Source organism: Pseudalkalibacillus decolorationis (assembly GCF_024609785.1).
Lineage (GTDB): Bacteria > Bacillota > Bacilli > Bacillales > Fictibacillaceae > Pseudalkalibacillus > Pseudalkalibacillus decolorationis.
The window spans coordinates 1-22,846 of record NZ_JANHJQ010000025.1 but is presented as its reverse complement, the minus strand read 5'-3'; the positions used below and the strand labels follow the sequence as shown (position 1 = coordinate 22,846).

The 22,846-nt window shown below is 41.7% G+C and carries 24 protein-coding genes and 1 riboswitch; of the genes, 20 read left to right on the top strand and 4 right to left on the bottom strand.

Annotated features, from left to right (window positions below; translation table 11 throughout):
* The first annotated feature begins 126 nt into the window (after positions 1-126).
* From NON16_RS19470 to NON16_RS19445, 6 genes are all read left to right on the top strand, one after another.
* Complete coding sequence (locus NON16_RS19470) at positions 127-1,227, top strand: amidohydrolase/deacetylase family metallohydrolase (protein WP_257351091.1); 1,101 nt, start codon at positions 127-129, stop codon at positions 1,225-1,227.
* Complete coding sequence (locus tag NON16_RS19465) at positions 1,205-2,308, top strand: DgaE family pyridoxal phosphate-dependent ammonia lyase (RefSeq protein WP_257351090.1); 1,104 nt, start codon at positions 1,205-1,207, stop codon at positions 2,306-2,308. The genes NON16_RS19470 and NON16_RS19465 overlap by 23 nt, the downstream gene beginning before the upstream one ends.
* Before the next feature lies 1 nt (position 2,309).
* Positions 2,310-3,065, top strand: a complete 756-nt coding sequence (dagF, locus tag NON16_RS19460) for a 2-dehydro-3-deoxy-phosphogluconate aldolase (RefSeq protein ID WP_257351089.1) — start codon at positions 2,310-2,312, stop codon at positions 3,063-3,065.
* Complete coding sequence (locus NON16_RS19455) at positions 3,058-4,074, top strand: sugar kinase (RefSeq protein WP_257351088.1); 1,017 nt, start codon at positions 3,058-3,060, stop codon at positions 4,072-4,074. The genes dagF and NON16_RS19455 overlap by 8 nt, the downstream gene beginning before the upstream one ends.
* An 11-nt stretch (positions 4,075-4,085) precedes the next feature.
* Positions 4,086-4,799 (top strand): GntR family transcriptional regulator, encoded by a 714-nt coding sequence (locus NON16_RS19450; RefSeq protein ID WP_257351087.1) that lies wholly within the window; start codon positions 4,086-4,088, stop codon positions 4,797-4,799.
* 137 nt (positions 4,800-4,936) lie between these two features.
* A complete protein-coding gene (locus tag NON16_RS19445) occupies positions 4,937-6,262 on the top strand; it encodes a GntP family permease (protein WP_257351139.1) in 1,326 nt (441 codons plus the stop codon).
* A gap of 64 nt (positions 6,263-6,326) precedes the next feature.
* Here NON16_RS19445 and NON16_RS19440 read toward each other — a convergent pair whose 3' ends face one another.
* Genes NON16_RS19440 through NON16_RS19425 form a run of 4 tightly spaced genes read right to left on the bottom strand, consistent with a single transcriptional unit; the run spans position 6,327 to position 9,015 of the window.
* The gene (locus NON16_RS19440; RefSeq protein ID WP_257351086.1) at positions 6,327-7,175 is read right to left on the bottom strand and encodes an energy-coupling factor ABC transporter ATP-binding protein; all 849 of its coding nucleotides are present in this window, start codon (positions 7,173-7,175) and stop codon (positions 6,327-6,329) included.
* Positions 7,176-7,964: a cobalt ECF transporter T component CbiQ gene (gene cbiQ / locus NON16_RS19435; RefSeq protein ID WP_257351085.1), complete on the bottom strand. Its 789-nt coding sequence runs from the start codon at positions 7,962-7,964 to the stop codon at positions 7,176-7,178.
* A complete protein-coding gene (locus NON16_RS19430; protein ID WP_257351084.1) occupies positions 7,961-8,257 on the bottom strand; it encodes an energy-coupling factor ABC transporter substrate-binding protein in 297 nt (98 codons plus the stop codon). The genes cbiQ and NON16_RS19430 overlap by 4 nt, the downstream gene beginning before the upstream one ends.
* A complete protein-coding gene (locus NON16_RS19425; protein WP_257351083.1) occupies positions 8,254-9,015 on the bottom strand; it encodes an energy-coupling factor ABC transporter permease in 762 nt (253 codons plus the stop codon). The genes NON16_RS19430 and NON16_RS19425 overlap by 4 nt, the downstream gene beginning before the upstream one ends.
* 281 nt (positions 9,016-9,296) lie before the next feature.
* Positions 9,297-9,489: riboswitch (cobalamin riboswitch) on the top strand.
* A 292-nt stretch (positions 9,490-9,781) separates the two neighbouring features.
* Between NON16_RS19425 and NON16_RS19420 the strand changes: the two genes are divergently transcribed.
* The 14 genes from NON16_RS19420 (at position 9,782) to NON16_RS19355 (ending at position 22,293) form a co-directional block, all read left to right on the top strand.
* Positions 9,782-10,159 (top strand): (2Fe-2S) ferredoxin domain-containing protein, encoded by a 378-nt coding sequence (locus NON16_RS19420; RefSeq protein WP_257351082.1) that lies wholly within the window; start codon positions 9,782-9,784, stop codon positions 10,157-10,159.
* A 7-nt stretch (positions 10,160-10,166) separates the two neighbouring features.
* Complete coding sequence (gene cobJ, locus NON16_RS19415; protein WP_257351081.1) at positions 10,167-11,879, top strand: precorrin-3B C(17)-methyltransferase; 1,713 nt, start codon at positions 10,167-10,169, stop codon at positions 11,877-11,879.
* A gap of 15 nt (positions 11,880-11,894) precedes the next feature.
* Positions 11,895-12,782 (top strand): sirohydrochlorin chelatase, encoded by an 888-nt coding sequence (locus NON16_RS19410; protein WP_257351080.1) that lies wholly within the window; start codon positions 11,895-11,897, stop codon positions 12,780-12,782.
* Positions 12,782-13,549 carry a precorrin-6A reductase gene (cobK, locus tag NON16_RS19405; protein WP_257351079.1) on the top strand — a complete coding sequence of 256 codons (768 nt, stop codon included), beginning with the start codon at positions 12,782-12,784 and terminating at the stop codon, positions 13,547-13,549. Before NON16_RS19410 ends, cobK begins: the two co-directional genes overlap by 1 nt.
* Positions 13,550-13,629: 80 nt before the next feature.
* Positions 13,630-14,277, top strand: coding sequence for a precorrin-8X methylmutase (locus tag NON16_RS19400; protein ID WP_257351078.1), 648 nt, complete (start codon positions 13,630-13,632; stop codon positions 14,275-14,277).
* A gap of 3 nt (positions 14,278-14,280) precedes the next feature.
* Complete coding sequence (locus tag NON16_RS19395; protein WP_257351077.1) at positions 14,281-15,384, top strand: cobalt-precorrin-5B (C(1))-methyltransferase; 1,104 nt, start codon at positions 14,281-14,283, stop codon at positions 15,382-15,384.
* Positions 15,377-16,585, top strand: coding sequence for a precorrin-6y C5,15-methyltransferase (decarboxylating) subunit CbiE (gene cbiE / locus NON16_RS19390; RefSeq protein WP_257351076.1), 1,209 nt, complete (start codon positions 15,377-15,379; stop codon positions 16,583-16,585). Before NON16_RS19395 ends, cbiE begins: the two co-directional genes overlap by 8 nt.
* Position 16,586: 1 nt before the next feature.
* A complete protein-coding gene (gene cobI, locus NON16_RS19385; protein ID WP_257351075.1) occupies positions 16,587-17,288 on the top strand; it encodes a precorrin-2 C(20)-methyltransferase in 702 nt (233 codons plus the stop codon).
* On the top strand, positions 17,285-18,058 hold the full coding sequence (cobM, locus tag NON16_RS19380) for a precorrin-4 C(11)-methyltransferase (protein ID WP_257351074.1): 774 nt from the start codon (positions 17,285-17,287) through the stop codon (positions 18,056-18,058). Before cobI ends, cobM begins: the two co-directional genes overlap by 4 nt.
* The gene (locus NON16_RS19375; RefSeq protein ID WP_257351138.1) at positions 18,058-19,200 is read left to right on the top strand and encodes a cobalt-precorrin 5A hydrolase; all 1,143 of its coding nucleotides are present in this window, start codon (positions 18,058-18,060) and stop codon (positions 19,198-19,200) included. The genes cobM and NON16_RS19375 overlap by 1 nt, the downstream gene beginning before the upstream one ends.
* Entirely contained in the window at positions 19,201-20,571 is a 1,371-nt protein-coding gene (locus NON16_RS19370; RefSeq protein ID WP_257351073.1) for a cobyrinic acid a,c-diamide synthase CobB, read from the top strand.
* Positions 20,568-20,759: a precorrin-2 dehydrogenase/sirohydrochlorin ferrochelatase family protein gene (locus tag NON16_RS19365; protein ID WP_257351072.1), complete on the top strand. Its 192-nt coding sequence runs from the start codon at positions 20,568-20,570 to the stop codon at positions 20,757-20,759. The genes NON16_RS19370 and NON16_RS19365 overlap by 4 nt, the downstream gene beginning before the upstream one ends.
* Positions 20,760-20,928: 169 nt before the next feature.
* A complete protein-coding gene (gene cobA, locus NON16_RS19360; protein WP_257351071.1) occupies positions 20,929-21,705 on the top strand; it encodes a uroporphyrinogen-III C-methyltransferase in 777 nt (258 codons plus the stop codon).
* A gap of 15 nt (positions 21,706-21,720) precedes the next feature.
* A complete protein-coding gene (locus NON16_RS19355) occupies positions 21,721-22,293 on the top strand; it encodes a nitroreductase family protein (RefSeq protein ID WP_257351070.1) in 573 nt (190 codons plus the stop codon).
* Positions 22,294-22,846: the final 553 nt, after the last annotated feature.

The window sequence follows — 22,846 nt, the reverse complement described above, 5'->3', positions numbered from 1 at the left end:
GTAACATTATAACGTTGTAATGTCTTGTTAGGTTTTTACGCTATCTTACATGTATAAAAAAACAATTAGGACATAATTAATTGTAATTCGGAGAATTATGAAGAGCTGTGGAAGAAGGTGTAATGAATGAAAAAGCGATTCGTATTACGTAATGTAAAGCGTGTATCTGGAGAAGCTATCGATATCGTGATCGAGGAAGGTAGTATTGCTGGAGTTACAAATGCTGGCAGTGGACAAGGCGAGCATGTTATAGATTACTCGGGTGTTTATGTATCGAGTGGTTGGATTGATTTACATGTCCATGCTTTTCCTGAATTTGATCCCTACGGTGATGAAATAGATGAAATAGGAGTTAAACTTGGCGTAACAACAATTGTTGATGCTGGAAGTTGCGGAGCCGATCGGATGGCAGATTTGGTCACAAGTAAAGAACGAGCGAAAACAAACCTGTTCGCTTTTTTGAACATTTCACGAATCGGTTTACAAAGAGTCGATGAATTATCCAATCTAGATTGGATCAATAAAGAGAAAGTCATCCAGGCAGTCAATGAATATAAAGAAACAATTGTTGGATTAAAAGCACGGATCAGCAAAAGTGTCGTTTGTGACAACGGTCTCGAACCTTTACGTATTGCTCGGGAATTTTCTAGTGAAACATCCCTACCGTTAATGGTGCACATTGGTTCTGCACCACCGAGTATTGAGGAAGTCGTTCCGCTCTTAGAAAAAGGGGATGTTATTACTCATTATCTTAACGGGAAAGAAAATAATCTTTTTGATGATGAAGGGAAACCACTTCAAGTGTTGATAGATGCAATTGAACGTGGTGTGCATTTGGATGTTGGTCATGGAAATGCAAGTTTTTCATTCAAAGTTGCTGAAGCAGCCAAACGAAATCATATCGGGTTAAATACAATCAGCACAGACATATACCGCAAAAATCGATTAAACGGTCCGGTATACAGTATGGCAAATGTACTCTCGAAATTCCTTCACTTAGGATATTCGCTGGAAGAGGTAATTGCCGCAGTTACCACACATGCAGCGAACTGGCTTGATAAACCAGAGCTTGGCCGTATAAAGGTTGGTGACATGGCAAATTTAACCCTGTTTACAGTTCAAGATGATCCAAATACCCTCATTGATTCTGAAGGGGACAAGCGAGTTGCAGAAAGAAGGATCGAAGCAAAAGGAGTGATTGTAAATGGCGAGCTCATTGAATGCTAAATATGGACTTAAACGTGTCATTAATGCAAGTGGACGAATGAGCATCCTAGGTGTATCAGCTCCGACGGATACGGTGATGGATGCGATGAAACAAGGCGGACAAAATTATGTAGAGATTGCAGATTTAGTCGATAAAGCAGGGGATTACGTTGCACGTATCCTTGGTTCAGAGGCAGCTGTTGTCGTTAACTCGGCATCTAGTGGGATTGTGCTTTCTGTTGCAGCACTTGTAACAAAAGGGGATCGCCGTAAAAGTGAACGGCTACACCAAGAAGACATTCTGAAGAATGAAGTGATCATGTTGAAAGGTCACAATGTGCAATACGGAGCACCTGTTGAAACGATGATCTATTTGGGTGGTGGAAAGCTTGTTGAAGTTGGCTACGCCAATGAAGGCAGGGCAGAACATATTGAAGACGCGATTTCTGAAAACACGACAGCTATTCTTTACGTAAAATCACACCATGCTGTCCAAAAAAATATGATTTCTGTGGTGGAAGCATGGGAGATTGCACAACGTAATGATGTTCCGCTCATCGTAGATGCTGCGGCAGAGGAAGACCTTCAAAAGTATGTCAAGTACGCAGACCTCGCCATCTATAGTGGTTCAAAAGCGATTGAAGGGCCTACTTCTGGGATCATAGGTGGGAAACGAAACTATATCGAGTGGGTAAAAGTACAATTACATTGTATCGGACGAAGTATGAAGGTCGGTAAAGAAACAACTTTTGGGTTACTTCAAGCACTCGATGAATACGGTGTCAAAGAAAATAAAAGTGAACAAGAAAAAGAAGCATTAAAAGTGTTACTGCCATTGAATGAAATCGAAGGTGTCAACGTAACGATTGTACAGGATGAAGCAGGTCGAGAGATTTTCCGTGCACGTATTAAAATTGACCCACGACAAGCAAACACTACAGCAAAAGATGCCGTGACTAGATTACGCGATGGTGAAATAGCCATCTACACACGGGATTACGGTGTGAGACAGGGTTATTTCGATATCGATCCAAGGCCGCTTCAAGGGGATGATATTCACGTCTTAGAATCAACAATACGTGAAGTAGTAGGAGGGAAATAATATGTCAAACATTACTAAACGCTTTTACAAAAACCGTGTCGCATTAAATGTATTAGCAAATGATGTAGAGAATGCCAAAGAGATATTTGAAGCGGCAGAAGGGTATGTTTTGGTCGGTGTTCTTTCGAAAGATTATCCAACGGTGGAAGAAGCAGTAGCAGCAATGAAAGAATACGGAAAAGAAATTGATGAAGCGGTATCGATTGGACTAGGTGCTGGTGACAACCGCCAAGCTGCAGTAGTAGCAGAAATTGCAAAACACTACCCAGGTAGTCACATTAACCAAGTATTTCCGTCTGTTGGGGCAACACGAGCCAACCTTGGTGAAAAAGAAAGCTGGATTAATAGTTTAGTGTCTCCGACAGGCCGGGTCGGCTATGTGAATATTTCCACAGGCCCAATAAGCGCTGGACAGGAGGAACAGGCAATTGTACCAATTAAAACAGCGATTGCGCTTGTACGTGACATGGGTGGTAATGCACTGAAATATTTCCCGATGAAAGGGCTAAGCCGTGAAGACGAGTTCCGTGCGGTTGCACAAGCATGTGGGGAAGAAGGATTTGCATTAGAACCAACGGGTGGTATCGATAAAGAGAATTTCGAAGCAATCTTACGTATTTCTTTAGAAGCTAATGTGCCACAAGTCATTCCTCACGTGTATTCATCGATCATCGACAAGGTGACTGGGAAAACAAATGTCGAGGATGTGCAAAACTTACTAGCAACAATGCAGAAATTAGCTGATCACCATGACTAAACGAATAGCAGCTTTTGGAGAGGTGGTTATGCGCCTCCAAGTACCAGGACATGAACTTCTATCACAAGCAAACACATTAAACTATTCTTTTTCTGGTACAGGAGTGAATGTCACATCAGCTTTAGCGCGTTTCGGTCATACAGGTCATCTCGTGACTACAATACCAGATAACGCACTCGGGTGTGCAGCCGTAGCACATCTTCAAAAATTAGGGATTACACAATCCTTCATCCAAAAAGGCGGAGAATACATCAGGATGTACTTTTTAGAAAACGGATTCGGTGCACGGCCTAGTCGTGTTACCAATTCCAGTCGACTAGAAACCAGCTTCAATGTAGCTCCTGAAGGAACGTATGATTTTGAAGAGATTGCAAAGAAAATTGATGTCGTTCATTTTTGTGGAATAACGCTCGCGGTGAATGATTCGATCCGTCACGAAATGAACTCCTTCGCGAAAGCTGTCAAGGAAAATGGCGGCACAGTCGTCTTCGACTGCAACTACCGTCCATCACTCTGGGGAGAAGACGGCTATGAAAAGGCGAAACCACATTATGAAGAAATGCTGCACTTGGCTGATATCGTTATGATGAATGAAAAAGACGCAAAGTTTATCCTTGGTATGAAAACAGGGAAGGAAGAACGTACAGAACAGCTTATGGATCTTATTCCAGCTGTTGCGAGCAAATACGCGATCACTGTCATAGCGGGTACACATCGAGCGATCAATGGTGACAATACCCACTCATTACGCGGATTTATGTTTAAGAATCAAACATTCACATTTTCCGAAACTCTCACGTTTTCCGTCTATGATAGAATAGGTGCGGGTGATGCCTATACAAGTGGTATCGTACATGGTGAGATGGAAGGCTTTTCACAAGAAAAGACCGTCGCATTTGCCGCTGCTGCAGGAATGCTTGCTCATACGGTTGTAGGCGATACCCCAATGTCATCAGAGGGTGATATACTCCAAGCGATGAGAAAAACAGTGGGCGATGTAGAAAGGTAGAGGATGTAACAGTGAACATATCTCGTAAAAAGGGACCCTTATATTTGCAAGTAAAGAATATCTTAAAAGACCGAATATTGCATGGTGTATATCGTATTGGGATGAATATACCTTCTGAACCGCAATTGGAAAATGAATTCGGTGTCAGCAAAATTACAGTCCGTAATGCAATCAAGGAACTGGTTCAAGAAGGATATCTTGAAACGAAGAGCGGTAAAGGGACGAAGGTCATTCGAAATACTTCTGCTTCAAAACTATCCAAAGGGAAACGTTTTACAGAAGTTTTGGTGGAAGCAGGTCATACAATCCAAAAACAATGGTTACAAGCGGAAGTTGTATGCAATCAAAAAGGTACACAACCGTATCGGTTATTTGGAGAGCAATGTCTCCGTATCCAGCGGGCCTATTACCTTGATGATATACCCTATATCCATTTTACGCATTATTTAAATGCAAAGATGGAAAATACTGAAGCTTCGGATTTAAATGTTCAATCTCTTTATGATTTGATTCAAGGGCAAGGGATTTCCTTAGAAAAGTTTCGAGATGAGTTTGCTGTTGCTATTGCACCTTCCTATGTGGAGGATGTATTACGTGTTGAAGAGAGGACACCTTTATTAAAACGATCGCGTTATTCCTATGATGAAATGGGTAGCGTCATCGAATACAGCGAAGGATACTACAACACAGATATGCAACAATATGTTGTAAATTATGATGTATAAGTACGTGTTTAAAAAGGAGGAAGACCTTTTAAACAACCTCTATAAATAACAGCGAAGAGCGAAACCTTCTTTTTCCGCTAAGGTTTTGTAAGCGTTTACCATATAAGGGGAAGGTGGATATGAATATGAATATGAATATGGATATGTATCTATTAATCATTACTTTATTAGCCGTTGTGATTGTTATATTAGGAGTATCGTTGTGGAAGTGGCATGCGTTCATTAGTTTAACCGTCGCAAGTTTGTTCTTAGCGATTATGTCCGGGTTGTCGATGGATAAGATCGCTGGAGCCTATGAAACTGGGGTAGGAAGCGTTTTGGGCCATTTAGTTGGTATTTTGGCGCTAGGTACGATCTTAGGAAAGATGATGTCAGATTCAGGTGCTGGAATGCAAGTGGCAGATTTCTTCGTTCGCTTTTTCGGTGTAAAAAGATTACCATGGGCCATGTTGTTTTCAGGTTTTATCATTGGAATTCCAGTATTCTTTGAAGTAGGAATCGTAATCTTATTACCACTCGTCATTTCAATTCATAAAACAACGAAACAAAACATTTTGTTAATCGCGTTACCTGTTATTGCTGGATTATCGATTGTGCATGGGCTTGTGCCACCACACCCAGGAGCGATGACCGCAATAGGTATCTATGATGCGAATCTAGGAAGGGTACTTCTCTACTCACTTCTCATAGCGTTACCTGCAGCCATTATCGCAGGGCCATTGTTTGCAAAGGTGGTGCATAAACGCGTCATTCCTGAAGGGGAGCCACAATTGATCCGTGTAAGTACGGTATCACAAAAATTACCGAGTACAGGAGTATCATTTTTTATCATCTTATTACCTGTCATATTAATCTTATTATCAGTTGTTGCACCGTATATGTCACTCCCTAGTGGCTTGATGAAATTCTTCTTACTCATTGGTAGTCCTGTAATTGCACTATTAATCTCTTGTTTTGCAGCCTACTATTTTCTTGGAATTCGTCAAGGTTTGGATAAAGAAATCATTAAGAAGTTAACAGACGAATGTTTACTGCCGGTCGGTTCCATAATTTTAATCATCGGTGCTGGTGGTGGATTTAAACAAATCCTTATCGATAGCGGTGTGGGTACCTCGATTGCTCAAATGTCCGAGCATTTATCCCTATCACCAATTGTTTTAGCATTTTTGGTTGCCGGATTAATTCGGGTTGCGACAGGTTCAGCAACAGTCGCATTAACAACAGCGGCTGGTATCGTTTCACCAATTGTTGCACATATTCCAGGTGTAAACTTAGAATTACTTGTCATCGCAACAGGCGCAGGTTCACTTATGCTTTCCCACGTAAACGATGCGGGATTCTGGTTAGTAAAAGAGTACCTAGGGTTGACGGTAAAAGAAACATTTAAAACATGGACGGTCTTGGAAACATTACTTTCATTCATCGCTTTTGGGGCCGTTTTAATATTAAATATGTTTGTTTAAGTACGAAGCTCCTTCTACATATCTGTGGAGGGAGTTTTGCTTTTAGTAGGTATAAAAAAAGTATCTACGAATCTATATTCAGATAGGAATTCATGGTCAATCCTTCAATCATCTTCTGAAGCTCATCAGTTGTTTTTGGTGGTATCTCGATTCCTCGAGGCTTACAAATGGAATGATATAGCTCGATCATCCACGGTTGTTCAAGGTTACATTTATTTAGGAGATTCTTATCTTGGAACGCTTCATAGGGAGTCGTATGACACAGCAGCTCACCGCCATTCATAATGATGATTTCATCTGCCCATTCGTAAGCAAAGTTTATGTCGTGGGTAGAAAGGAGGATTGTCGTTCCTTTCTGGTGTATATCACCCAGGATTTGTCGAATCGTTTTTACGTAAAAGGGATCGAGACCTGCAGTTGGTTCATCCATAACGAGTAGTTGAGGCTCCATTACAAGGGCACCCGCAATTGCTACTCGTTTTTTCTGTCCCACGCTTAAGAAATGGGTAGGCTTATCCTTTATGTTATCAATCCCAAGCCATGTAAGGGTTTCATCTACAACACGTTGTACATCGTTGGGGGAAAGGCCTAAATTGCGTGGTCCATAGGCGACATCTTCAAAAACGGTAGGGGAAAACACTTGAGATTCTGGGTCTTGAAATACAAGTCCCACCCTTTTTCGTAAATCCATTAATGTTTTTTTTCGATAATTTAATGGTTTGTTATCAATGAACAATTGACCAGTGGTAGGCTTTAGCAACCCGTTTAAATGAAAAAGCAATGTCGACTTTCCAGCTCCGTTATTTCCTAAAATGGCAATTTTCTTTCCTTCCCTTATTGTGACTGAGATGTCTTTAAGTGCCAGATTCCCATCCGCATATTGATGAAATACATTTTTAAGTTCAATTAACATTTAGTAACTTCCTCCTATGGCCAAAGACATAAAGAATAAGCTCATCCCATAAATCGCAATCATTATGATATGTAGTAGATTTAGCTTGTAATTAGTCGTTAATTGGAAGCTGCTGAGTTCTCCTCCACGAGAATCCATTGCCATTGACAATGCTTTCGCCCGATTGAAGGATTGAATGAACAGCATTGTCGCTAATGTACCCAATGATTTCAAAGAGTTTGAGAGTCGTTGATAGCCTAGCCGGGATTGCTGAGAACGATGAATCTCATAAGCAGACTCTAATAATAAAAAGAGATATCTGTAGGAAAAGGCAATGAGCTCCAGCAACAAGCTAGGCACCTTCCACTTTGATAATAAATAGAGAATTTCATTCATTGGTGTTGTGAACAAGAGAAAGTACAAACAACTAACACTGCTGATCGATACAATTACTAGATGGAGGGCTCTTTCTAAGCTTTCGGTAAGAATCATAAATCGTAAATGACCGACATCAGCGAACCATAAAACGTTCCCAACTAAATGTAATTGAGGACTAATGGTTATGATGATCGGCAACGCTCCAAGTAGAAGAAAGGTAAATGGATACATCAATATTTTAAGATAATAAAGGAACGGGATCTTTACAACTAAAACAATCAAAAGACTCATAGCGGCTAGGACGGTTATTGCTGAAATCGGGTTCCGTGTAGCGACAAGTATTAATAAAGTTCCAATTGAAAAAAGAAACTTTTCAATTGGGTGAATGCCTCGCAGCCTATTCTGATAAGCCAATGAATCTATTAAAATCATGGACGCCTTTCACTTTCCTTAGAAGAAAATTTTAGACGTGCTTTTGCAAATCCAAATACATAGCCGATAAATCCGGCACCCAAAGCGGCTTGCAGTGCAAATAACAAGCTTTCGATTTCACCACTATTCGGTTCCCAAATATTCGAAAACCATGGTTCGTAAGTAGGAGAAACCTTTTCAATTATTTCTAGTGCCTGTCCATCTGTCCCAGCAAATTCAGACGTTGATTTCAATCCTAATGGAATGATAACTAAGAGTAGGACAATGACAAGTAACCAGGCGTTTCTCTTCATTTTGAAAGCCCCCTTATTGGCATCTTAAGTAATTGTAGTTCTTCAGCATTATATTTCGTTAAATAGTTTAATACGATTACGGTAAATACCCCTTCAATTACGGCAAGGGGAATTTGTGTTACGCCGAATATACTTATAAATTTAGTAAAAGATCCGAGTATCCCTGACGCTTCATCTGGAAAAGCGAGGGCCAGCTGAAAAGAGGTCATGACATAGGTGGCCAAGTTCCCAAATGCTGCTGCGAGAAAAGCGGAAATGGTAAAGGAGATTTCCATCCGTCGAGCTAATAAATAGATCCCGTAGGCGACAAATGGCCCGAAAACAGCCATCGAAAATGCATTGGCTCCAAGAGTGGTGATTCCGCCGTGTGCCAAAAGGAGGGCTTGGAATAATAAGACGATGAATCCGACGATACTCATCGCGAATGGTCCAAAAAGCATAGCCCCTAAACCAACTCCAGTCGCATGCGAACTACTTCCAGTAACAGAAGGCAGTTTTAATGCAGACAATACAAATGCAAACGCTGTACTTAACCCGAGTAAAATTTTCACCTCTGGATTTTCAGCTAGCTTGTTTCGAATCGAAACAAGTCCAATAGCTAGAAATGGGATGACAAGTGCCCACCAGAAAATAGCCCAACCGAACGGTAAGAAACCCTCCATAATGTGCATTGCATAAACCGGGGTGGAATTGCTATACCAGAATAACAAAGTGAGGAGTGGTACAATTAATAAAAGCAAACTTTTCTTTTGTTTCATGATCAACCTCCATTAAGAATATTTAGAACTTTAAACAAATAGCCAGTAAAATGTCCATGGTAGTGAAGTATGTAATAACCAAGGGATCTTCCGAAATAGTTGGTTTGAAGCCTTTTGTGGCAACAAAATTCAAGTAAAAAAGGCGAATGGCATCTAGTGAATTTTTTGAACAATTGGCTTCTATTATTTTTAAATTCTAAAATAATCCTTGTCAAGGTGTAGAATTCTTTGCTAAGTTAATAACAGTTAATCATTCGAATTATTTTTTTGCAAACATAATTTTATAGTTAGTGTTTAAGAGTGCTCAAATTTAAAAGTTTGAGATAATAGGGAAATCGGTGAGAGTCCGATGCAGCCCCCGTTACTGTAAACGCGGATGAAATTGTCATTGAACCACTGGTGCTACTGCACTGGGAAGGGACAAGAGTAAAGAGATGCGTAAGCCAGGAGACCTGCTTTTAAACCCGAATTTTTATTCTTCGGTGGGAGGAATAGGAGGTCAATTGAGCTGGCATGCATTCTTTTACTATGCCTTATTATGCGAATTTTGGAATCCTTAACTTCTACTCGAAGTTAGGGATTTTTTTATGAGAAAAGCGGAAGCGCCCTGTTCAGGTGCGACAAGCGCTGGAGATTCTGGAGCATAACACACGTATTTATGTGTTTGTGGAAGAATCGAAGCGACCTCGAGCCACCTGGGCGCTGAAGCTAGACATTACATCTACGCAAGTTTTAATACTTTCTTAAAAAAGGAGTAGTGATATCGATGACAACTTGGAACCTGGAAGGAAATCAACATCATGTTCTTATGTGCAACGGATCGAGTTGTATGAGAAAAGGTGGAGAAGAGGTTACACAAGCAATTCGGGAGGAAATAACTGCACGGAACATGGACGAGGTTGTTCACACGAGTCGAACACGATGTAATGGCAGATGCAAGGGTGCTTGTGTTGTTATTGTTTACCCAGAAGGTGCTTGGTATGAAGAAGTTGACGTTGATTTAGCAAGAAAAATTGTCGGAGAACACCTTGAGAACGGACAAGTTGTTGAGCATGCACTTAGTTATGTGACAACCGAAAAAGGGATGGAGCCGCGGAATAACCGAACAGTTGGAATCGACAAAGTAAAAGAACCAAGCTGCTAAGGGAGGAATGAACGTGAAAGGGAAATTACTCGTACTTGGATTCGGTCCTGGAAATCATGAACATACGACAGAAAGATGTAAAGAAGCGATTGTGGAAAGTGATTGTATTATTGGCTACAAAACGTATGTTGAACTGATTCAAGAGTTAATTACCGATCAAAAAATTATCAGCACTGGAATGTCAGAAGAAGTTAGTCGTGCACAAGCAGCTGTTGATTTAGCGGAACAAGGAAAGAAGGTCGCTGTTATTTCGAGTGGCGATGCAGGCGTTTATGGTATGGCGGGATTAGTCTATGAAGTTCTGGTTGAACGTGGATGGAAAGAACAGGATGGAGTAGAAGTCGAGGTCATTCCAGGTATTTCTGCGATCAATTCATGTGCTTCATTACTTGGGGCTCCGATCATGCATGATGCGTGCACAATTAGCTTGAGTGATCATCTAACACCATGGGAACTGATTGCGAAACGGATTGATGCGGCTGGACAAGCTGATTTTGTCATCAGTCTTTATAATCCGAAAAGTGGAAAGAGAACGAGGCAAATTGTAGAAGCTCAGCAGATTCTTTTAAACTATCGTTCTCCTAATACACCTGTAGGTCTTGTGAAAAGTGCCTATCGTGAACGGGAGCAGGTCGTTTTAACCACACTGGAAAACATGCTGGAACATGATATTGGAATGCTGACGACGGTCATAATTGGTAATTCCACAACATTCTTTTATGAAAAGAGAATGATCACTCCAAGAGGCTATCAACGAAAGTACACGTTAAACACATTAAAACAACGATTAAAACCACATGAACGGTTAAAACGTGAAAATGAACCGTGGGCGCTACACGGTGGTCAAGAAGAAGTTACTAACACTGCTTCACAAAAAGTACAAAAGGAAAAAAGTGCCACAGCAGTTCAAACGGTCCAGGAGGAGGTAAGTGCCACTGTTGTTGAAACCGATAAGGAAGAAAGCAGATTAACTGCTCTTCAAACAGCGGAAGATGCGTTGAGACGAATTGATGAACGAAACGGAATATCCTCGAAGAATGTGGATACCATTTCGACCGCCAATAAGGTTGAATCCATTTTTGAGTTAGCGGTTAGTCCTGGAGTTGTGAATAAGAAATTCACACCAAAGCAGTTGCTGATATTGGCTGAAGTTATAGGGGAAAAAGGGACGATGGAATACACACCGCATCATCAAATTCTCTTACAGATACCCACCTCTGAACCTGGCCAAGTGACAGAACAACTGGAGGATGCAGGGTTTCTATTATCTCCAATCGGTGATGTCATTTCAGTTAAAGCTTGTGATTTCTGTGATGGAGAGAAAAAGGACTCAATTCCTTATGCAGACGAAATTCAAGACCGTTTAGGTGGTTTGGACGTTCCTAAAGAGTTAAGGATTGGCTTTAACGGATGTGGAATGGCCTGTTACGGTGCGGTGCAAGACGATATTGGAATCGTATTCCGTAAAGGGAAGTTCGATTTGTTTCTTGGAGCGAAAACCGTTGGTCGAACAGCACATTCAGGTCAGCCGGTTTCGGAAGGGATAGAGCCAGATAAGCTTGTTGATCTGGTTGAATCGATTGTCAAAGAATATAAGGAAAACGGACACCCAAACGAGCGCTTCTTTAAATATTTTAAACGAGTGAAAAGAGTAAAAGGATTTCAGTACCAGGATGTAGCACCAAAAATCAAAGTAGAACCCGCTCCGTGCGGCGATTAAAGGAGACTGAATCACATGAACGCGATTCTTTTTGTTGGACATGGTAGTCGTGATGCGGAAGGAAATGAACAAGTGTTGCAGTTTATGGAGGGATTAAAAGAAAAATTAGACCCTCAACTTCTTGTTGAGACGTGTTTTCTAGAATTTGAAAAGCCGGATGTACCACAAGGGTTGGAGACATGTGTTACCAAAGGAGCTACGAACATCGTTGTTATTCCAATAATGTTGCTCCCAGCTGGACATTCTAAAATTCACATTCCTGCTGCCATTGATGAAGCGAAGGAAAAGTATCCGCATATTGAATTTACATATGGAAAACCAATTGGTGCTCATAACCTGACAATAGAAATCTGTAAAAGTAGATTAGAAGATGCTGGCGAATCGGTTAAAAGCCCGATTGATCATACATCTGTCATTTTGCTTGGAAGGGGTGGGAGTGACCCTGATGCGAATAGTGAGCTGTATAAGATTGCGAGATTATTGTGGGAAGATGTTGAATATAAACTGGTTGAACCAGCATTCATGGGTGTAACAGATCCGCTTATCGCTGAGGGCATCGACCGTAGTATTCGTCTTGGAGCGAAACGAATTGTCATCTTACCATACTTTTTGTTTACCGGTATATTGATTAAACGACTTGAAAAGATGGTAGAGCAGTTTCAGCAACAATACCCGGATGTTGAATTTAAACTAGCAGGTTACTTTGGGTTTCATCCAAAGCTGGAAGATATTTTACTAGACCGTGCTGAAGAAGCACTTCAAGGGGAAGTGAAAATGAATTGTGATACATGCCAATACCGTCTAGATGCGATGGAGCATATCGATCACCACCATCATCACGACCACGACCACGATCATGACCATGAACATCATGACCATGAAGTCGAGGTGAGTAGGTCCTAATGCTACTCTTTTTAGCGGGAACGAGCGATGCTAGGGAGCTTGCCTTAACACTCCAAAAGTCTGGAATGGACATACTAACAACGGTCGTGACTGAAAACGCAGCTGAGGAACTAAAGCGTGTGAGGTTAAATGTGAGAGTTGGACGGCTGACTGCGGAGGAAATGATCGAGCTTATCGAAACAAAACAAGTAAAGGCAATTGTTGATGCAAGTCATCCTTTTGCGGAAGAAGCTTCTGTCAATGCGATGAAAGCAGCCAGTAGAGCGAGTGTCCCTTACGTTCGATATGAACGACAATCACAACAATATCAACACCCTAAAATGATCCTTGTTGATGATTATGAGGAAGCTGCAGACATTGTTGCTGAGAAACAAGGTGTTGTCATGCTGACGACCGGAAGTAAAACCTTGCAAACATTTACTCGTAAGCTTTTACATTTGGATAATATTCGTTTGATTGCTAGGATGCTGCCAAGAAAGGACAACATGGAAAAGTGTGAAACACTCGGATTTCCCCAGAAGAACATCGTCGCAATCCAGGGTCCGTTTACAAAACCTTTTAACAAAGCACTATATGAACAATTTGGAGTTACCCATATGATCACAAAGGAAAGCGGTAAACAAGGCTCGGTTGATGAAAAGGTGGATGCTGCGCTTGAACTAGGAATTGAGACGATCATGATACGACGTCCAAGAATTCAATACGATACAGTCTTTTCAACGTATGACGAGGTCGTTGAACACCTGAATTCATTAGTTGTTACATGAAAGGAAGAAGTTTTGCATCGATGTAATGTCTAGCTACTCAGGGCGCTTGCGCTTTTCTAATAAAAAGGAGGAATAAATACGTGAACTTTAATACAGAATTTAAACCGTTAACGATTCAGCCACAACAAATCGAGGGAAAGAGCTTTGAAATGATTACTGAGGAGATCGGCGAACATCCTTTTACACCTGAAGAATACTTAGTCGTCCAACGGGTAATCCATGCATCGGCTGACTTTGAACTAGGGAGGAGTGTCCAATTCCATCCTGATGCCATTCAAGCAGGAGTCAAGGCGATAAAATCTGGGAAAAGAGTGGTTGCCGACGTGCAAATGATCCAGGCTGGGATTAGCAAGCCACGCCTTGAAAAGTATGGCTGTGATGTGAAGGTATATATTTCTGATCCGGATGTTATGGAGGAAGCGAAACGCCTTGATACGACGAGGTCGATCATCTCAATGAGAAAAGCGATTAAAGAAGCAGATGGTGGGATTTATGCAATCGGGAATGCCCCTACTGCACTTCTTGAGCTCATTCGTCTTGTTAAAGAGGGAGAAGCAAAACCAGGACTCGTCATCGGAATGCCTGTTGGTTTCGTATCGGCAGCTGAATCGAAAGAGGAGCTCGCAAAGCTTGATATTCCTTTTATCACCAATATCGGTAGGAAAGGTGGAAGTACCGTCACGGTTGCAGCCCTGAATGCAATTTCATTACTAGCAGATCAGGTGTAAAAAATGAAAGAAACTAAAGAAGCTGATAAGAAAGCCTTACGACAAGGGTATACGACAGGGGCTTGCGCGACAGCTGCGACAAAGGCTGCTTTAACTGCATTAATTACAGGTGAAGTACAAACGGAATCAACGATATATCTTCCAATTAAAAAGTTTGCAACATTTGAAATTGAACAATGTACCCTTGAAAGCGGAGCGGTTACGGTATCAATTCGGAAGGATGCAGGAGATGATCCTGACGTTACGCATCAAGCCATTATCAAATCAACGGTTCATTGGAATGATGCAGATGACTTTGTGTTAGATGGAGGTGAAGGGGTTGGCCGAGTGACAAAGCCCGGCCTTCCGGTTCCCGTTGGTGAAGCAGCGATTAATCCTGTTCCTAGGAAAATGATAACGGAAACGGTTTATGAGGTCCTTCGAGAATTTGGAATTGAGAGAGGGGCAAAGGTTGTCATTTCTGTGCCTGATGGAGAAGAGATGGCGAAGAAAACCTTAAATGGCCGATTAGGGATTCTAGGTGGGATTTCAATTTTAGGGACAAGAGGTATTGTCGTCCCTTTTTCGTCGTCTGCATATAAAGCGAGTATTGTACAGGCGATTAACGTAGCTCGTGCCAGTAATGTAGAGCACGTTGCGATTACGACTGGTGGGAGAAGTGAAAAGTTTGCGATGAAAGAGCTCCCCCACTTACCGCAAGAAGCTTTTATTGAAATGGGTGATTTCGTCGGTTTTACATTAAAACAGTGTAAGCGGTTAGGAATAAAAAAGGTATCCATGGTCGGTATGATGGGCAAATTCTCAAAGGTTGCGCAAGGAGTAATGATGGTTCATTCGAAAAGTGCACCTGTTGATTTTAACTTTTTGGCGGATGTTGCTAAAGAGTCTGGGGCAGATGAGACGCTTCTTGATCAGATTCGCGAAGCAAATACCGCATCACAGGTAGGAGAGATTTTACTTGAAAATGGCTATCCTTCTTTTTTCGAAACGCTATGTGATTTTTGCTGTCGGTCTGCTTTGATGGAAATAAAGGGAGGAGTCGATCTCGCGACATCGATTTATACGATGAAAGGGGAACAATTAGGAAAGGCGGAACGAAATGTCTGAAGCGATGAAGGTTATTGGAATTGGAGATGAAGGAAAAGAAAGTCTCCTTCCAATCTATGAAAAATGGATTAATGAAAGTGAAGTATTAGTTGGGGGAGAGCGGCAACTAGCTTTCTTTCCGGACTTTGACGGGGAAAAAGTGGTTGTTAAAGAGGGACTGACTGCTTTAGTTGCCCGGCTCAAGAAAGAAACGAGGCAAACCGTCATTTTAGCTTCCGGTGATCCACTTTTTTATGGTCTTGGAGGCTATCTAGCGAAGAAGCTTAATGTAGAAATTTATCCTTACTTGAGTTCCGTTCAGCTAGCATTTGCCCGGATGGGGGAGCGTTGGCACGATGCATACATGACAAGTGTCCATGGTAGAAGTATGAAAGGGCTTGTCCAACGTATCGACGGGAAAGAGAAGGTTGCGATTTTAACAGATCAAGAGAATCACCCGGGTGCTATTGCACGTTATTTACTTACTTATGGAATGAAGGAATACCGTGCTTTTGTTGCTGAAAATTTAGGCAGCACATCAGAACGATGCGGATGGTGGGAGCTTGCGGAAATGGTAGAGACCGAGTTTTCACAATTAAATGTTGTTATTTTGAAAAAGGTAAGCGATGGTCCAAGGTGGGGCGTAGGAATCGCGGATGCTGAGTTCTCCCAACGTAAGCCTGACAAAGGACTGATTACGAAGAAAGAGATACGTACATTGAGCTTGAGTTCGATGAACTTAAAGAAAGAAAGTATTGTGTGGGATATCGGTACGTGTACAGGGGCAATTGCGATTGAATCTGCAAAGCTTGCTTGTGAGGGACAGGTTTATGCGATCGAGAAAAATGAACCAGATCTCGTGAATTGTTATGAAAACCTTCAAAAGTTCCGTACTGATATCACGGTCATTCATGGTAAAGCCCCTGATGGACTTGAGTCTTTTCCCCGACCTGATGCTGTATTTATTGGCGGAACAGCAGGAGGAATGGAAGCTATCTTAGATATTTGTTGTCATCAACTCCGAGAGGACGGTCGAATCGTACTTAATGCTGTAACGATTGAATCACTTAGTAAAGCAGTCCAAGCATTTAAGGAGAGGGGATTCGAGACGGAAATTCTTTTGGCACAGATTTCAAGAAGTAAGCCAATCCTTAAGATGACAAGGTTTGATGCGTTAAATCCAGTTTACATTATTACTGCTTGGAGAAAGAAGGAGGAATAACATGATCGGAACATTGTATGGGGTAGGGGTAGGTCCAGGAGATCCAGAGTTGATTACGGTCAAAGCCTTTCGAACCTTAAAGGAAACAGAAGTGGTTGCCTATCCGAAAAAGCGAAAAGGCAGTAAAAGTTACGCACATAAAATCATTGATGTGTATGTAGATCCATTAGAAAAAGATATGCTCGGATTAGTCTTTCCAATGACAAAGGATCCTGACACTTTAAACCGTGAGTGGAATCGGACGGTAGAAAAGGTGTGGGAGAAATTATCGGAAGGGAAAGATGTTGCCTTTGTGACTGAAGGAGATCCCCTTCTTTATAGCACCTTTATTCACATGATGAAAGTGATGAATGAACGCTATCCAGAAGTAGACATTCAAGTGATTCCGGGAATTTCCTCGTTAAACGGTACAGCAGCAAGGTTAGGGATTCCTTTAGCGGAAGGGGATGAGCATGTTGCTATTATTCCTGCAACGGATGACTTGGCAGCGATGGAACAAGCGATCATCAACCATGATTGTGTCGTCTTCCTTAAGGTGGCAAAGGTATTAGATAACATGCTTCATATATTAAGAGAGTTAGATTTGTTATCGAACGCACATGTCGTTACGAAAGTGACTTCTGAGGAAGAAATCATTTGGGACATCAATGAACTTGATGGGGTCGAACTTGAATATTTGTCATTAATGGTGGTGAGAAAATGAAAATACATATTATTGGCGCAGGACCAGGGGCAGCAGATTTAATTACACTAAGAGGATATCGACTCATTCAAGAAGCGGATGTGGTGCTTTATGCAGATTCATTAGTGAACGAGGAGTTGATGACGGACGTAAAACCTTCTGCTGAAGTTGTTAAAACAGCTGGAATGCATTTAGAAGAGATGGTCGAGATGATGGTCAATCGGTTACAAGAGGGGAAAAAGGTCGTCCGTGTCCATACAGGAGACCCTGCTGTCTACGGTGCAATCATGGAGCAAATCGGTCTTCTGAAAAATGCTGGAGTCGAAATTGAAATAGTTCCAGGAGTTAGCTCGGTTTTTGCATCCGCCGCAGAGCTACAGGCGGAGCTCACGATTCCTGACCTAACACAAACGGTCATCCTAACTCGTGCAGAAGGTCGTACACCTGTACCTGAATTCGAGCAATTAAAAGATTTGGCGAAGCATCACTGTACAATTTCACTCTTTTTAAGTGCCACTTTAACGAAAAAAGTCGTGAAAGAATTAATGGATGCGGGATGGAGTAAAGAAACACCTGTTGCCGTCGTTTATAAGGCAACATGGCCAGATCAAAAGATCGTCCGTTCCACATTGGAGCACCTTGATGAAGATATGAAAAAGAATGGGATTCGAAAGCAAGCGATGATTTTGGCAGGGTGGGCACTAGATCCTTCAATCCACGAAAAAGATTATCGGTCCAAGCTTTATGATAAAGAGTTTACCCATGGGTATCGGCGAGGGGTGAAGTCGTGATTCTTTCTTTAGAAGAAGGAAAACAAGCTTCGATCCAACAACAGGAACCATATGCAGTTGTCGCTATTACGAAACATGGTGCAGAGCTTGGCCGAAAAGTAGCCGCAACGTTTCCAGGAGTCGATCTTTATTATATGAGCAAGTTTGCTAGAGGAGATGAAGAACAAAAGGACATTCAACTTTTCGAAGGAAGTGTCCGTCTTCTTCTGCCATCTCTTTTTAAAGTATATACGGGTATTATTCTGATTATTTCTCTAGGTGCAGTCGTTCGGATGATCGCACCCTTATTAAAAGATAAAAAAACAGACCCGGGGATTGTTGTCGTTGATGATAAAGGTGAGAACGTCATTAGTGTCCTATCGGGTCATTTAGGTGGAGCGAACGAGTTGACGAAAGAACTAGCTGTGGCACTCGAGGCTACGCCAGTCATAACAACCGCTTCCGATGTACAAAAAACGATTCCAGTTGATCTCTTTGGGAAAAGGTTTGGTTGGGTTTGGGATTCACCTGACAAATTAACACCTGTAAGTGCTTCAGTTGTCAATGAGGAAAGAGTTGCCATTGTTCAAGAATCAGGGGAAACAAACTGGTGGCATCATGGTCGACCTATGCCAGCTCATTTAACCGTATATCCCTCTATACAAAGTGCGATTGATGCTAAACCGAATGCGACGCTCCTCATTACGCACCGGCTCATAACTGAAGAAGCAGCACCTTTACTTGAAAATGGAGTTGTTTATCGTCCAAAGGTATTAGTGCTAGGAATTGGCTGTAATCGAGGGACTACTTCAGAAGAAATTGAAGCCGTTATTCAGAAGACTTTAGAAGAGCTGAACGTTTCCATTAAAAGTGTCCAAGCGATTGCAACGATCAATTTAAAAAAGGACGAAGAAGGTTTATTAACGGTCGCACAAAAGTATCAATGGGGCTTTCATTATTACACACCGGACGAGCTCAATCAGGTTTCAATTGAACAACCTTCAAATATGGTTTACAAATATACAGGCGCATATGCGGTGAGTGAACCTGCTGCCCTGTTAGACAGTGGTGCCGATAAGCTATTGTTAGTGAAGAAAAAGTCCGGAAATGTAACGATATCGGTCGCAGTTAAATCGTTCATTGAGAATCGAGCGGGAGCATAGATGAGCAGCCGACGCTTAGTGATAGCGGGTACAGGAAGTGGTGTTGGAAAGACGACCGTTACAATTGGATTAATGTCTGCGTTAAAGAAAAAAGGTTATAGCGTCCAAGGTTTCAAGTGCGGACCGGATTATATTGATCCAACGTATCATACCGCAGTAACAGGGAGACCATCACGAAATCTTGATAGCTGGATGCTTACTTACGATTTAGTTAAAGAAATCTATGCGAGAGGTAGTCAAGATGCGGATATTTCAATCATTGAGGGTGTGATGGGCTTTTATGATGGGAAGGATCCGAAAACAAATGTCGGTAGCACTGCTGAAATTAGTGTGATCACAGAAAGTCCTGTTCTATTAGTCGTAAACTGTGCATCAATGGCCAGAAGTGCTGCTGCGATTGTGAAAGGATTCCAAGTGCTTAGCGAAGGGCCAAATATCATAGGTGTATTAGCGAATCAAGTTGGAAGTGAAGGGCATTTCAAATTAGTGAAAACAGCAATTGAACAGGAGTGCGGAATTCCTGTCATCGGCTATATAAAGCGAAATGATGACTTGACCATTCCCGAGCGTCATCTTGGCTTAGTGCCTTCTATTGAACGCGGGGAACTCGATTCGTTTTTTGATCAGCTTGGCGAAATCATGTTAGATACTGTTGATGTTGATTTGTTATACGAAATAGCTGAAGCTACAACGCTTACTCCACCTAGCACCAATCTGTTCACCTCCCGCTTGAAACAAGGTGTAACGATCGCCGTTGCAAAAGATGCTGCGTTTAATTTTTATTATCGAGAAAATCTTGAGCTCTTGGAGTCATTTGGGGCAAACATTGAGTTCTTTTCACCGTTAAAAGGAGAAACAATCCCCAAAAATGTAGATGGCCTATATTTAGGCGGAGGTTTTCCAGAAGAATTTGCTTCACAGTTGGCTTCCCAACGAAAGGTAAAAGCATCAATCAAAGAAGCGATTGAAAAGGGGCTCCCGACTTTAGCTGAATGTGGTGGTTTCATGTATTTAGCCGAGGAAATTCAAACAACGGATGGGGATTCTTACAGCATGGCTGGTGTGATTCCTGGAACGGTAAAAATGCAGGAACGGCGTGCAGCCTTAGGTTATCGCGAAGTTATCGGTGAGATTGGAAACTATTTACTTCCTGAAGGAATAACAGCGAAAGGGCACGAATTTCATTATTCAACCTATGAAACAAGCATCGAGCAACCATTCGCTTATTATACGAAAGGGATGCGAGGTACAAAGAAAGAGGGTTATATGAATGGAAACCTCATCGCAGGGTATACCCATTTCCATTTTGCCTCCTGCCCTGAAATGGTGACCAACTGGCTTAATATTTGTAAGGAGTGGAAATTAAGGTGACAACCTTTTATCCAGCTATGCTAAGGGTTGAAGGGAAACGAATCGTTATCGTCGGCGGAGGTAAGATAGCAACCCGGAAGGTACAGCCCCTAATCCGTGCCGGGGCATGTGTCACAGTCATAAGTCCTACCATTACGGATGAACTCCAACGATTGGCAATAGAACAAACATTTACTTGGTTGAGTTGAACAGATGCATGTCGAAAACAATTGAAGATACAAATACTTGATAAACAGGAACGATCTATCATTTTAAAAGAGCTGACATCCGTTCATTTTTTAGACCTGACGAGAGAAGGGGAAATAACTGAACGGGATGCACTTTTTCAATCGCTTATCAATGAAAGGGGGACTAATTTTGGATAGAGGAATCGTCTATCTTGTAGGAGCAGGACCTGGTCATCCGAAGCTTATTACGGTGTACGGATTAGAATGTATTCAAAAGGCAGATGTGATTGCGTACGATCGGTTGATCAGCAAGGACTTACTGCAGCATGCTAAACAGGATGCTGAACTCATATACTGTGGGAAACTCCCCGGTAAACACGCACTTATTCAAGAACAAATTCACCAGCTTTTAGTAGAAAAGGCATTAGAGGGGAAGATTGTCACTCGGCTAAAAGGCGGGGATCCTTGTGTGTTCGGAAGAGGTGGAGAGGAGGCAGAGGTACTTGCAGATGCCGGTATTCCATATGAAATCGTTCCAGGCATTACGGCTGGAATTGCCGCACCTGAATTCGCAGGGATCCCTGTAACGCATCGTGATCACGCCTCATCTTTTGCGATTGTCACTGCACATGGTCGAGTCGACAAAGGGGAAGATCGGATTGATTGGGAGGCGTTAGCGAAAGGGATAGACACAATTTCCTTTTATATGGGAATCGGAAACCTTCCATATATATGTTCGAGTTTAATCGAATATGGAAAAGCTCCTGACACACCTGTAGCAATCATTCAGTGGGGAACGACGAATATACAAAGAACGATTACAGGAGAACTCCAAACGATTGAAGCTGTTGCAGAAAAAGAACAAATCACACACCCCGCTATCGTGTTAGTAGGAAAAGTTGTACAACTTAGGGATAAAATAAAATGGTTTGAATCAATCCAAGAGACAGAAACGGTTAACGTTTAAAGGAGAGTTTTGGTTATGTCGATTATTGCAGAATTAAAAGAACGTAGAGCGATCCGAAACTATGAAAACCGCGAAGTAGATGAAGGGAAGATCCACCAGTTATTAGAAGCAGCAACATGGGCACCGAATGACCGTATGAGGGAGCCTTGGAGCTTTTATGTCATTAAAGGTGAAGCGAAGCAAGCGTATGAACAACTTGCTAGAGAATATTTAGACGTACGATTTCCAGCTAAGCCTAAATTAATCGAGAGTTCCTTAAAGGTTGTGCAATCCACACCTTTGATCATTGTTGCAGCAGCCGATGTCATTCCGGGCGATCAAGCTGCCTCTGAGGATAATGAATATGCTGTCTGTTGTGCGATCCATTCGATGTGGCTTGCAGCAAAAGAACTCGGTCTTGGATTTGTCTGGAGGACGAGAGGGGTCGGGCTTGTACGTGACAAACGGCTATACGACTTTGTCGGTACGTTACCTCAGGATAAAAGAATCATTGGTACCATCTTTATCGGTTACCCAGAAGCTGAAGCGCTTGAGAAAATGAAATCTCCGAGCCGAACCTGTTACACCGAAAAAACAGTGTGGTTGTAATAAAAGGGGTTGTTTAGAAAGTCAATTTTCACTGACTTTCTAAACAACCCTCTCAATATTGTTAGTATTTAATGATTTTCTATTAATGTAACTCGAAAAATATGAACATATTTCGAAAAATACGATCGTAATTCATAAAATACGATCGTAACTCAGAAAATACGATTGCAATTCAGAATATACGAGCGTAACTCAGAAAATACGATCGCCATTCGAAAAATACGATCGCCATTCGAAAAATACGATCGTAACTCAGAAAATACGATTGCAATTCAGAATATACAAGTCTAATCTGGGAGTCTCAGTATAAACCTGGGTGTTTTTTCACATTAGTTGATTACGAAACTCACTTTCTTGCGCCCTGTATGTGATAGCTTTTTCTAGTTCCTTTTTTACACGTTAAGAAAGCATTCCTGTAATAAAGCAAAATGAGGTTTGTACAAAAAAAGTCCCCTTGGTATGATACGAGGTGTCCGGAAAGCTAATCAGCGATAAAACGGACCCTTAACTAAAACCAAGGAGGACATACATGAATTATAAACAAAATCAAAAA